Here is a 12,429-nt window from a genome sequence, read left to right as displayed (position 1 = left end):
GCGTTGGGGACAGGGCGCCCCGCGGGGGCGGAGCCGGGCTTCCGGTTCCAGGGGGATGCACGGACCCTAGGCGATCGTTGAACGATCGAACAAGGGGTGAATTCACGTCGCCGCCTCCCGGCGACCACGGCACCCCTTGTCGGATCGTTCAACAATCGTCTACTTTCGAGGCGTGATCGATCTCAACGCGGACCTCGGTGAAGGCTTCGGACGCTGGACCCTCACCGACGACGACGCCCTCCTGTCGGTCGTCACCAGCGCCAACGTCGCCTGCGGATTCCACGCCGGCGACCCCTCGGTGATGCGCCGCGTCTGCGACCTCGCCGCCGAGCGCGGCGTACGGATCGGGGCCCAGGTCTCCTACCGTGACCTGGCCGGGTTCGGACGGCGCGCCATGGACGTGCCCGGCGAGGAACTGGCGGCCGAGACGGCGTACCAGATCGGGGCGCTGCGCGTCTTCGCCCAGGCGGCGGGCGCCGACGTGGCCTACGTCAAACCGCACGGCGCGCTCTACAACCGTACCGTCCACGATGCGGAACAGGCCGCCGCCGTCGTGGCCGGGGTGACCCTCGCGGGCGGCGGCCTGCCCGTGCTCGGCCTGCCCGGCTCGCGCCTGCTCGCCGCGGCGGCGGAGGCGGGTCTCACCCCCGTGCCCGAGGCCTTCGCCGACCGCGCCTACACCCCCGAGGGCACCCTCGTACCGCGCCGCCGGGAGAACGCCGTCGTCACCGACGAGGACACCGTGGTGCGCCGCGCGGTCGCCTTCGCGGTGGACGGCGCCGTCCGGGCCGTGGACGGCACCACCGTCACGGTCGCCGCCCGCTCCCTGTGCGTGCACGGCGACACCCCGGGCGCCGCCCTCATCGCGGCCCGGGTCCGCGCAGCGCTGGAGAGCGCGGGCGTCGAGGTCGGGGCCTTCGCATGACCGGCGAGCGGCCCCTGACCGTACGCACCGCCGGCCGGCACGCCCTGCTCGTCGACCTGCCCGACGCCGAGCGCACCGCCGCCTTCCACGCCGAACTCCTGCGCCGCCGCGCGGCCGGAACCCTGCCGCCGGTCGAGGAGATCGTGCCCGGCGCGCGGACCGTCCTCCTGGACGGCGTGTCCGACCCCGCGGCGCTGGCCCGCCGCCTCGCCCGCTGGGACGTCCCCGCGCGGGCCGCCGGGACCGGGGGAGTGGCCGAGATACCCGTCCGCTACGACGGTCCGGACCTGGCCGACGTGGCCGCCCTGTGGGGGATCCGCCCCCAGGAGGTGGCCGCCCGGCACTCCTCGTACACCTACCGCGTCGCCTTCTGCGGATTCGCGCCCGGGTTCGGCTACCTCACCGGGCTGCCCGGACCCCTGCACGTGCCGCGCCGCGACACCCCCCGCACCCGGGTACCGGCCGGTGCGGTCGGCCTCGCGGGTCCTTACACCGCCGTGTACCCGCGCGCCACCCCCGGCGGCTGGCAGCTGATCGGCACGATGGCCGACCCCGGCCGGCTGTGGGACCTCACCCGGGACGAACCGGCGCTCCTCACACCCGGCACCCGGGTGCGGTTCGTCGCCGAGGACGAGACGGCATGAGTCCCGAGATCACCGTCGTACGCCCCGGCGCCCTCACCACGGTCCAGGACGCGGGCCGGCCCGGCCACGCCCACCTGGGCGTCCCGCGCTCCGGGGCGCTGGACGCGCCCGCCCTGCGCCTCGCCAACCGCCTGCTCGGCAACGACCCCGACGCCGCCGCCCTGGAGACCACGGTGACCGGCTGCGCCCTGCGCCCCGGCCGGGCCGTCACCGTCGTGGTCGGCGGCGCGCCCTGCCCCGTGACGGTCGACGGCCGCCCGGCCGCCTGGGGCACGCCGGTGCACGTGCCCGCGGGCGCGGTCCTCGACGCCGGAACCGTGACGGCGGGACTGCGCTCGTACGTGGCCGTCGCCGGCGGTGTCGCCGTCGCACCGGTCCTCGGCAGCCGCTCGACCGACCTGCTCTCCGGGCTCGGCCCGGAGCCCCTGCGCGCGGGAGACGTCCTCCCCCTGGGCGCCCCCGCCGGGCGGACGGCGCTGCCCGGCGCCGCACCCTGGCCGGCCCCGCCCGGCGAACTCGTCCTGCCCCTGCGCCCGGGGCCCCGCGCCGACTGGTTCACCGCCGCCGCGCTGCGCACCCTCTTCTCGGCGACGTACCGCGTCTCCCCGCACAGCAACCGCGTCGGTCTGCGCACCGAGGGGCCCCCGCTGGAACGGGCGAGGCCCGGTGAACTGCCCAGCGAGGGCATGGTGCTCGGCGCGGTGCAGGTCCCTCCGGACGGACGCCCGGTCGTCTTCCTGAACGACCATCCGACGACCGGCGGCTACCCGGTGATCGGGGTCGTCGCGGAACCGGGCCTGGCATCGGCCGCCCAGGCCCCTGCGGGGACACCGGTGCGGTTCACGCCGGGGTGAGGGACCGCGCCCCGGCCCGGCGTGGAGACCCGGCGCGGGGGACGTCGGCGGGTGCGTACCGCACGTCCGCTCCCGGCGGCCGAGGCGGCCGTGCCCGGGTTCCGTGCCGGCACAAGCGGTCGCGCAGCGACGACAGCGGTCGCGCACCGACGGCAGAGGTGCCGTGCCGTCGCCGGCGGACCGGTGGCGGCAGGGAGGCGGATCCGGGGCGGGCAGAAAGGCCGGATCCGGCGAGGCCGATCCGGGGCCGGTGAGAGGGGCCCGGGCTCCGTCGGGCGGGGCGGGCCGGGGCGGGGGCCGGCGCACCGCAAGACCGAGTCGGCGGATGCGCAATTCCGCGCATCCCCCCGCCGCCGTGCCCGCACTAGCGTGACGGGATGCCGTACCACTACCGCGTCACCGCGCGCTCGCAGGCGAAGCCCGAGACCGTCTACACCCTGCTCCTCCTCGGGGTGACCTGGCCCGCCTGGTCACCGATCGACTCGGTCGAGATCGAGGGCGGCGGCGACCCCGCCGAGCGCCAGGACGTCGGCGACACCCGTATCTTCCGCACCGGCCGGGCCGTCTCCCGCGAACGCGTCACCGAGCTGGTCACCGACCGCCGGTTCGTCTACGAGAACGAGGGCGGGCCGTTCCGGTCCTACCGGGGCTCCGTCGAACTCGCCGAGGCACCGCACGGCGGAACCGACATCACCTGGGCCGCCGACTTCGAGCCGAAGCTGCCCGGCACCGGGCGGCTCTGGGAGTGGTACCTGACCCGCTACATGCGGCGGATGGCCGAAGGCCTGGCGGCCTACGCAGGCACGGCCGCCGACCACGGCACGGCCGGCTGAAGCACCCGCCGGGACCGGCCGCCGCGGGGCCGCCCTCCGGCCCCGCGGCGAGCCCGCCCCCAGGCGGCCCCGGGCCCGTCCCGCCCGGCGGCACCGACCGCCCGCCGCACGCGCCACGCGCGGCTCAGGTCCGGACGGGGACGGCCGCCACGAAGCGGCGCACCGCGTCCGCGACCGCCCCGGGAGCCTCCAGCGGCAGCAGGTGCCCGGCGCCCGGGACGACGGTCATGCTCGCGTGCGGCACGAAGGGCAGCAGACACTCGCGCAGCACGCTGGGCGGCTCCACCGCGTCGTGCTCTCCGGCCAGCACCGCCACGGGAACCTCGATGTCCCGCGCCTGAGCGGTGATGTCCTGCGCGATCCCGCGCAGCGGCCACTCCGTGCGGGCGTCGTCCGGGGCGGCGAGACTGTCCCGTACGACCGCGTCCCGTGTGTCCTGCGGGAGCGTGACCGAGGTCAGGACGTGGTCCAGGGCGTGGCCGACGGACTCCGGTGAGTCGTAGGCGTGGGACAGGCCCTGCCGGTACTCCTCCGTCACGGCGGCGGCCGGCGACGGGGGAGCGGGCGCCACCAGCACCAGACCGGCCAGCCCCGACGGCCGCCGTGCGGCAGCCAGTTGAGCGACCTTCCCGCCCATCGAGTGACCGACGAGGACGAAGGGACCTGCGACGCATTCCCCGGCCACCCGGATCAGGTCGTCGGCGAGCCGGTCGAGGTGGTACGGGCCCGGCAGCGCACGCGACGTGCCCCAGCCGCGCTGGTCGAAGCGGACCGTCGTCTGCTCCCGCGGCAGGCGCCGCACCACCTCGTCCCAGGTGCCCGCCGAGCCGCCCCAGTAGTGCGTGAACACCAGCGCGACCGCACTGCCGCCGCCCCCGGTCCGCACCCGCAGGGAGCCGCCCGCCACGGTCACCGTCCTTGTAGTATTCGACACCTTCACGTCCTCTTTCCGCTGTCGCGGCGGACGGGCCCCGTCCGGAACCGACCCGAACGGCGCGTCCCGCCTGCCTCGCTCACGAGGACGACGCTATGCCGGTGCGCCCGCGCGCCTTGCGGGAAAGAGAACGAGTGCTTGTGGAAAACGGACAGCCTGCTGTGCGGCAGCTGCGCTACCTCCCCGCCGTCGGGGCCGCCTACGGGGTCGAGGTCCTCAGTTTCGAGTCCCTGCGAAGGACGGACACCGCAAGGCGCCGCACCCAGCTGCAGCGCCCCGACTTCCACGTCCTCGCCCTGATCACCCGGGGCAGCGGCAGCCACGAGGCGGACTTCGAGCGCCATGAGCTGGGCGAGGGCAGTGTCGTGTGGATCAGACCCGGTGCGGTGCACCGCTGGAGCGACGTCGAGGGCGTGGACGGTCCCCTGATCCTGTTCCAGCCGGGTTTCCTGCCCGACCCCGGCCTCGAAACGGCCGACGCCGCCGCGCCCGTGTGCCGACGCCTGTCACCGCAGGCCTTCGCACTGGCGGAGCTGGCCGCCGAGCACCTCGGCCGCGAACACCGCGCGGCGGTGCGGTCGCCGCGCCTGGCCTCCCCGGCGCTGCTCGGGCACCTGCTGGCCGCGCTGGTCCTGCGCGTCCGTGCCCTGCCCAGTGAGCCCTCTCCCCGCGACGCGGCCGGCCGCGCGGCCCGCCCGGCGGCCGGCGGCCGGGCGCCGGCGGTCTTCCGCGCCTACCGCACCGCCGTCGAGGAGCACTTCGCGCACTGGCACCGAGTCGCCGACTACGCCCGGGCGTTGGGCTACGACGTACGGACCCTGACCCGGGCGACCCGGGCCGCCACCGGAACCGGTGCCAAGGCGTTCCTCGACCAGCGCATCCTGCTGGAGGCGAAGCGGCTGCTCGCCCACACCGGCCTGCCGGCCGGCGCCTGCGCACACCGCCTCGGATTCGCCGACACCGGAAACTTCACCACCTTCTTCCGGCGCCAGACCGGCCTGGCCCCCACGGCCTGGACCGCCGCCCTCTCCGCGGGTCCGGACCACGGCGCCGCTCCGTCCGGGCCCTGAGGGGCCACGTCGGCCCCGCGTATGCCCCGCCCGGCGTGGAAATAACCCGCGTTCCGCGGGCGTGCGCGGAGGAAGCCAGGGCATCCGGTGGCCAGGAGGTTGATGACGATGGTTCCCCTGCTGCTGGTTCTTCTTCTCGCCCTGGTCCTCTTCGGTGCGGGCTTCGCTCTGAAGGCGCTGTGGTGGATCGCGGTGATCGTACTGGTGCTGTGGCTGCTGGGCTTCGTGGTCAGGCCCGCCGGCAGCGGCGGCCGCAGGGGCCGCTGGTACCGGTGGTAGACCTGGCACGGACGCGCGGACGGGTGGGGCCCGGCCGGTGACGGCCGGGCCCCTGCGCGTCTGCGTGCGGTGGCGGCGCCGGATTCGCGCCCTGGCTCAGCGGACCGTCACCTGGAAGACGGCCGAAGCCGCCGTGCCGCTGACGATGCGCAGGTCGTTCTTGCCCTTGAGCCCCAGCTTGACGCCGAGCGAGTAGGAGCCGGTGCGCGAGGTGTTCACGGACGCGGGAAGGCTGACCCACTTGCCGTGCTGCTTCTGCTGGAGGGTCACCTTGCTGCCGGGCTTGAGACCGGTGGTCCGGCCCGTGACCCGGAAGAGCTGCCAGGCACGCACCGAGGTCACCGACGGCTTGGCGGTGATGCCGGCCTTGGCGGGCGCGGCCTGCTGCGTGACGGCGCCGCGGGCCGCGGTGTGCGCCGCCGGAGTGGCCGCCATCGCGGTGCCCGCGAGAGCGAGGGAGGCCGCGCCGATGACACCGACGACGGCCGTACGCAGAGAACCCCGTTTCGAGACCATCACTGATCTGCCCCTTTCTGGGCGACAAGAGTCTTTCGCGCCGAAGGGCACCTACGTGCCGATTGGCGCAGTCACTAGAGATGAGGGCGCGGCGCGGGCGGGCGTTCATCGGCGCTTTGTCCCTGTCTTGTAACAGCGGAGCCGGTGTCCGGGGGAGAGGGGAAGTCCCTGCGTCGCGGAGCAGGCCGAAGACTCCGGCAGGCTGCCGCGGAGGCCCTCTTGACGGTGTGTCAACCCGGTCCTACGGTGGCGCATCGTCGTCATTGCATCGATGCAAAGCGGTGGGGCTCGGCGCACAGCGCGACCCGGCGTGCGGACGGGCCTGCCAGAAGGAGCCTCTGATGCCCAGGCAACTGATGCACACGCAACGCCGCGGAACCCCGTACCCACCTCTCGCCCTGCGCCTGCTCGGCGTCCTCGCCGTGCTCGGCCTGATCCTCGCCGGTACGTGCGCCCTGCGCCCCGCCGCCGCCCGGGCGGCCCAGCGCACCGCGGCGGCGGGCACGTTCCGCAACCCGCTCAACACCGGCCCCGACCCGTTCATGACCTACTGGAGGGGCAACTACTACCTCACCACCACCCAGGGCGGCAGCATCCGCATGTGGCGCTCGCCGTCCCTGAGCACGCTGCTCACCACCGCTCCCGTGACCGTCTGGACCGACACCGACGGCTCCCGCGACCGGGACATCTGGGCACCGGAGTTCTACCGCTTCGGCGACCGCTGGTACCTCTACTACACCGCCGACGACGGCACCGACGACCACCACCGGATCTACGTCGCGCAGTCCGACGGCGACGACCCGGCGGGCCCCTACCACTTCAAGGCGAAGCTCGTACCGCCCAACCACGCCTCCGACTTCGCCATCGACCCCGGCATCCTCCAGCACGACGGCCGTCTCTACCTCGCCTACAGCGGCATCAACCAGTACCAGCACAACGGCATCAACATCGCGCCGCTGTCGAACCCGTACACCGTCTCCGGCGACGCCGTGGCCATCGACGCCGCCGGCGGCTGCCCGGAGGTCCGGGAGGGCCCGGAGTTCCTGTACCGCAACGGACGCACCTGGATGACCTACTCCACCTGCGACACCGGCAAGCCCGACTACCAGGTGTGGATGATGTCCCTGCCGTCCGGCTCCGACCCGCTCGTCCCCGGCAACTGGAGGCAGCACCAGGGGCCGGTCTTCTCCCGCGCCGACGGCCACGGCGTGTTCGGGCCCGGCCACCACGCCTTCTTCCGCTCGCCCGACGGCACCCAGGACTGGATCGTCTACCACGCCAAGACCACCTCGGCCTACACCTACGGCGACCGCACCACGCGGGCGCAGCGCATCGGCTGGAACGCCGACGGCAGCCCCGCCCTCGGCGTCCCGCTCGCGACGGGGGCCACCCAGGACCTGCCCTCCGGGGACCCCGGCCCCGGCGCGTACTGGATCAACGACGACGGCCGCTCCGACGGCGCCGGGACCGTCACCTACACCGGTTCCTGGAATTCCGGCACCGGCTGCGCCGTCCAGTGCTTCTGGGGCGACGACCACTGGAGCGCGACCGCCGGGAACACCGCCACGTTCACTTTCACCGGCATCCGCATCGCCCTGCTGTCCGTCCGTGACACCGGCAACGGCTACGCGGCCCTCAGCGTCGACGGCGGACCCGAGCAGCGCATCGACTACTACGGCGCGATCCGCACCGGCGAGACGCTCCAGTTCCTCAGCCCGGCCCTGCCCTACGGCAGGCACACCCTGCGGGTGCGGGTGACGGGCGAGCACGACGGGCAGTCCCAGGCGTCGTACGTCAGCGTCGACCGGGCGGAGGTCTACGTGAACTGACACGGGCGGCCCCCCGGTCCCGGCGGAACACCGGGTCCCGGAGGGCCGCCGCGCAGCGCCCGGAATCGTCACGTCACCCTGCGCCCGCCCGCGGTGCGACGCACGGGAAGCCCTCGCGGCACCCCGCGCGGGGCGGGCGGCACGCACCGGACGGCCTGCCGCGACCGACGGACACCGATGCCGGTCGCGGCGGGCCGCGGTCGGAGTGCTACGCCCGGCCGGCCGGCGGGTAACCGGTGGGCGGATCCGCCACGGTGCCGTAGACCCGCATCTCGGCGGCCGCCGCGAACGGCTGTCCGTTGAGGGCGTTCAGCGCGGTGAAGCGCACGTAGGAGGCGCGCACCGAGGGGAACGAGATCCGCTGCATCTCCGGCGAGTCGACGAGCGAGCCCCCGGCCACGGTCGTCCACGTGCTTCCGTCGTCGGAGACGGCCACCTCGTACCCTGCCACGCGGCCGTTCTGCCCACCGCTCTGCCGGTCGAGGTAGCCGAGACCGTTCACGTCGGACGGACCGCCCAGCCGCAGCGTCACCCAGTGCGGGTAGGGCGCCTCGGACCCGGTGTAGTCGGTGTGCCAGATGGTGCCCGGATCGCCGTCGAGCACGTTGGAGACCGGTCCCTCCGCCGCTCCCGAGGAGAGGTTCTCCGAGTCGGCGGCGGCCCGCATCGAGCCGGGGGAGAGGACCGGCACGCTCGCCACCGCGGCCCTGGCCGGCGCCGACACCGTCTTCGCGGCCCCGGAGCCCGTGTAGGAGGCTGTCACCTTCCACGTCGCCGACGTGCCCGCTGCGCCGGCCGGCGGGGTCAGGAGCCAGGTCGTACTGACCGTCGCGCCGGGCCGCACACGCCCGAAGGCGTTGCCGTCACGGTCCTTGACCGCCGCCGTCCAGCCGGCGGGCAGCCCCTCGAGACGCACGAGGACGTCCGTGGCGTCGGTCTCCTCGTTGTCGGTGAACGTCGTGACGTACTCGCCCGGCACACCCGGGCTCAGGTCGGTGCCGGCGGGCGTGGTCACACTCGCGCAGGCGGCGCCGCCGCCGACCGCGCCGAGATCGGTCACCCGGAAGTCGTCGAGCACCATGTCCGTGCCGGCCGCGCCGCCGAGCTTGCGCAGGCCGACCCAGGTGTCGCCGCAGCCCGCCACGATCTCCTTCGAGTACGTCGTGGTGTCCAGGGCCGGGGCGAGCGCGTCGCGGGTGATGTCCCGGGAGACGGCCTTGCCGTCCCCGACCCGGTCGGCGCCCGTCACCCAGGCCCACTGTCCGTCCACGTTGCTCTGGTACTCGAAGGAGACCGCGTACTTGTGCCCGGCCACGAACGGCACCGTCGCGGGGACGGTGCGGTACACCAGTCCGGTGTTCTCCTCGTGCGCCTTGAGCGAGTGGCCGCCGTCGATGACGTCGTCCACCGCCTGCCCCCTGAGGGCACCGGAGTCGTAGGGCGAGTAGGTGTTCTTCCAGCTCTTCTGGCTGTACGGCGCGTGCAGGCGGCTCACACTGGTGCGCGGGTCGGTGACGCCTCCCGCGTCGCCCTTCACGAACGGCCCCCAGCCCGGCTGGTTGCCCTCGAAGTCGTCACGGGCGATCACGCCGCCGCCCGGCGCCGGTGCCGAGGTGTCGGCCATGAGCCGGACGTCGTCCACCGTGACCGCCGCGTCCCCGGCCCCCGCGCCCGCCGACACGGTGACCTGACCGCCGGCCGGGGCGGTGAAGGCGACGGACGCGCGCTGCGCGTAGGTGCCCTGCTTGGCGTCGGCGGCCACCGTGTTGCGCAGCGGGGTGGTGTCGAAACCGTTGCGGGCCCGCACCCCGTGCCCCCGCACACCGAGGGTGACGGCGCGGCGCTGCCCGGCGGCGACCTCGACGTCGGCGCTCAGTGTGTACCGCCTGCCGGGGGTGAGGCCCTTGACCCGCTGGGAGATGCCGGACGCCCCGGCGCCCAGGCGCACCACGTTGTCGCCGGTGCCGGTCCGGGCGAGGGCCGCCGCGCCCCGGGGGCTCCAGGCGTCGAGGTCCCCGGCGTTGAAGCCGGGGTCGGCCAGGGCGGTGCCCTCACCGTAGTGGGCCGAGCGGTGCGGAGCCCGGTCACCGTCCGGTGCGAGGACGTAAGGCCTGTCCTTGTCGCCGGTGACCGTCACCTTCCCGTCCTCGGCCCGCACCCGGCCCGCCTTCACGCGGCCCTGGTCGGTGAGCCGGTACAGGGTGAAGGAGCGGGTGGCGGCGAACTGCTTCGTCAGCGTGAAGGTGTGGGTGCCGCCCGACCCGCTGTAGTAGTACATCTTGTCGGCCCGGCTCGGGGAGGAGGTGCCGTTCCCGTCCTCCGCCTCGCCCCAGGGCAGCAGATAGGTGTCCCCGTCGAGCACGACCGCGCCGTCCATCGACACCTGGCGCCGCCCGTCGTCGAGCGCGACCCGCACGCCGCCGGTGAGGGTGGCGGACTTCCCGGGGTCCCAGTCAGTGATCTGGTAGTGCTGGAGGAACTTGGTGGGCAGGTTGTCGGTCCAGATGTTGCGGTAGAAGGCCTGGAAGTCGTCGTGGCCGGTCCAGCCCTCGAACTCCTTGATGCTGCTGCCGCCGAGCAGCGGATCGACGTTCCACACGTCACGGTCGGAGTTGGCGATGAACCGCACGATGCGGGAGTTGATGCCCTTGTTGGTGGCGCCGCCGTAGTTCTTGTCGTTGGCCCAGTGCGACCACACCGAGCTGCCCTCGAACTTGTAGGACCACTCGGTGGCGACCTCGAAGCCCATCTTCCGCAGTTGCGCGGCCAGTCCGTCGGCCAGCCACCCGCTGGAGTAGTAGGCGTCGATGTAGACGGTCCTGATGCCCGGCGCCTCCTTGCGCAGTTGCGCGAACCGGTCGAGGATCGCGCCGCTGCCCAGGTCGGTGCGCTGGTCGATGTGGTACGACTGGTTCAGCCAGTCCCAGCCGTCGGCCTGGCCCTTGACCAGCGCCTCGGTGAAGTGCCGGGCCTGCGGGTAGGCCTCGGTGGCGTTCACGTGCACCGCGAAGTCGGAGTTGTAGCCGGCACCGGCCGCGGTGAGCTTGTTCAGATCGGTGAGGCCGCCCGCCCGGACGTTGTAGTTGCCGCCGTAGTCGGGGTGGGCCGAGTCGTGGCCCTCGTCGGCGTAGCCCTTCTCCAGCACCCACTGGCCGAGGTCGTCCGTGGCCATCGAGATCCGCTTGACGTTGTCGAGCGTCTTCAGGAACGGATTGGTCGCCTGGCCGGCGAAGTTGAACGGGATGTGCTGCACGACCCGCTCGGGCACCCGGTCCGCGCCGAGCGGGCGGGTCATGCGGGCACGGTAGGCGATGGCGCCGTCCTGCCAGTTGGCCGTCCCGTCGCCGTTGGCGTCCCCGGAGAGCACGACGGTGGCCCGGGGCAGCGCGTACGTCCGTACCCGCCGGTCGGTGGCGCCCCGGGGAGCGTACGTGTACGAACCGACGGACAGCTCGGCCCGGCGGGCGCCGTTGCCGGCGTCCACGATCCGGGACTGCAGACGGGTGTTCCAGTTGTCGTTGTTGTCCTGCGCGGAGTCGTCGGTCGCGTTGGTGATGACGCCGGCGGCCAGAGCGCCGTCGCTCACGAAGCCGTACGGCGTTCCGACGGCGGCCTTGTCGGGGGCCGTCGCCGCGGTGATCGGGAGGAACTGGTCGGCGGTGGTGGTCGAGTCCGCGGAGATCCGCGTCCGGGCCAGTGCCGCACGCGCGGCCGAGGAGTCGACCGAGACGAGTGACTGGTCGGGGATCGCCAGCTGGTCGACGGCCGACGCGGCGGCGCCCTCGATGCTCTTCACCGCGAAGACGACCGTCCGCCGGTCGGTCACCGTGATCGTCGAGGTGATGGTCAGGTCCGGCAGGTCGGCGAACGTGGAGGTGTAGACGGCCTGGCTGCCGTGCGCCTTCATGGTCGTGGTGGCGGTGTGCGCCTTGCCGTTGACGGTGAAGGTGTCCAGGGCGCGTGCCTGGCCGCCGAGCGTCCTGCCGTCCATCGTGTACGAGATGACCTGGGGGAACTCCTCGGCCACCCGCACCGTCAGGCCCGGGCCCGTGAGTTCGACCGGTGTCGCGGGGGTGTCCGGGGGAGCGGGCGCGGCCGTGGCCGGGACCGCGGCCTGGCCGGCCCGGGCCGGCAGGGCGCCGGCCGAGAGCGTGCCGAGGACGATGAGCGCGGCGGCCGTCGCGGCGCCGGGTCTCGGGCGCCCGCGGCGCCGCGGACGTCGGGAGTGGTGCAGGGGCATGGGATCCACCTGGGGGCTTCCTCGTGGCTCTGAACGGGAGAGTGAGGAAGACAGTAAGGGAAAGTTATCGATAACAATAGGCTCGTGACCTGTTCCCCCGTACGTAATGCTTCCGTGTGACAGCGGTTGGGTGGCGATGTCGCTGCCGGGCTCACTTCTTGGCATCGATAACAGAAGCCGTCGAAGTCGCCGTGCGGCGCTGCCGAGGCGACACTCGTGCGGTCACCGTGCCGACGGCCCCGGGCGGCCCGGTCGGCAGGGCGGCCAGGACATCGGTACACCTCTCCTCGGGGGTGCGCCCGCCG

At 73.8% G+C, this 12,429-nt stretch carries 10 protein-coding genes; 7 read left to right on the top strand and 3 right to left on the bottom strand.

Annotation, left to right across the window (positions count from 1 at the left end; genetic code table 11):
• Nucleotides 1–172 precede the first annotated feature (172 nt).
• The 4 genes from IG64_RS12100 to IG64_RS12085 all read left to right on the top strand — a co-directional run bounded on the left by IG64_RS12100 (nucleotide 173) and on the right by IG64_RS12085 (nucleotide 3,256).
• Entirely contained in the window at nucleotides 173–925 is a 753-nt protein-coding gene (locus IG64_RS12100) for a LamB/YcsF family protein (protein ID WP_037854921.1), read from the top strand.
• Nucleotides 922–1,569 (top strand): 5-oxoprolinase subunit B family protein, encoded by a 648-nt coding sequence (locus IG64_RS12095; RefSeq protein ID WP_037854920.1) that lies wholly within the window; start codon nucleotides 922–924, stop codon nucleotides 1,567–1,569. Before IG64_RS12100 ends, IG64_RS12095 begins: the two co-directional genes overlap by 4 nt.
• Nucleotides 1,566–2,423 (top strand): biotin-dependent carboxyltransferase family protein, encoded by an 858-nt coding sequence (locus tag IG64_RS12090; RefSeq protein WP_037854917.1) that lies wholly within the window; start codon nucleotides 1,566–1,568, stop codon nucleotides 2,421–2,423. Before IG64_RS12095 ends, IG64_RS12090 begins: the two co-directional genes overlap by 4 nt.
• 377 nt (nucleotides 2,424–2,800) lie before the next feature.
• Entirely contained in the window at nucleotides 2,801–3,256 is a 456-nt protein-coding gene (locus IG64_RS12085; RefSeq protein ID WP_037854915.1) for an SRPBCC family protein, read from the top strand.
• Between the two features lie 124 nt (nucleotides 3,257–3,380).
• Here IG64_RS12085 and IG64_RS12080 read toward each other — a convergent pair whose 3' ends face one another.
• Nucleotides 3,381–4,163 carry an alpha/beta fold hydrolase gene (locus IG64_RS12080; RefSeq protein WP_420709915.1) on the bottom strand — a complete coding sequence of 261 codons (783 nt, stop codon included), beginning with the start codon at nucleotides 4,161–4,163 and terminating at the stop codon, nucleotides 3,381–3,383.
• A gap of 167 nt (nucleotides 4,164–4,330) precedes the next feature.
• On the opposite strand from IG64_RS12080, the gene IG64_RS12075 reads away from it, so the two are divergent.
• On the top strand, nucleotides 4,331–5,260 hold the full coding sequence (locus tag IG64_RS12075) for a helix-turn-helix domain-containing protein (protein ID WP_051812720.1): 930 nt from the start codon (nucleotides 4,331–4,333) through the stop codon (nucleotides 5,258–5,260).
• A 108-nt stretch (nucleotides 5,261–5,368) separates the two neighbouring features.
• A complete protein-coding gene (locus IG64_RS12070) occupies nucleotides 5,369–5,539 on the top strand; it encodes a DUF5670 family protein (protein WP_037855028.1) in 171 nt (56 codons plus the stop codon).
• A 96-nt stretch (nucleotides 5,540–5,635) separates the two neighbouring features.
• On the opposite strand, the gene IG64_RS12065 is transcribed toward IG64_RS12070, so the two are convergent.
• Nucleotides 5,636–6,055 (bottom strand): hypothetical protein, encoded by a 420-nt coding sequence (locus IG64_RS12065; RefSeq protein WP_037854909.1) that lies wholly within the window; start codon nucleotides 6,053–6,055, stop codon nucleotides 5,636–5,638.
• Between the two features lie 356 nt (nucleotides 6,056–6,411).
• Here IG64_RS12065 and IG64_RS12060 point away from each other — a divergent pair, with 356 nt between their 5' ends.
• Nucleotides 6,412–7,884, top strand: coding sequence for a glycoside hydrolase family 43 protein (locus tag IG64_RS12060; protein ID WP_037855027.1), 1,473 nt, complete (start codon nucleotides 6,412–6,414; stop codon nucleotides 7,882–7,884).
• 208 nt (nucleotides 7,885–8,092) lie between these two features.
• Here IG64_RS12060 and IG64_RS12055 read toward each other — a convergent pair whose 3' ends face one another.
• Nucleotides 8,093–12,124 carry an endo-alpha-N-acetylgalactosaminidase family protein gene (locus tag IG64_RS12055; RefSeq protein WP_037854907.1) on the bottom strand — a complete coding sequence of 1,344 codons (4,032 nt, stop codon included), beginning with the start codon at nucleotides 12,122–12,124 and terminating at the stop codon, nucleotides 8,093–8,095.
• Nucleotides 12,125–12,429 lie beyond the last annotated feature (305 nt).

Source organism: Streptomyces sp. NRRL S-340 (assembly GCF_000720185.1).
GTDB lineage: Bacteria > Actinomycetota > Actinomycetes > Streptomycetales > Streptomycetaceae > Streptomyces.
Note: the sequence above shows the minus strand (reverse complement) of the source record. Positions and strands in the feature narration are given on the sequence as shown.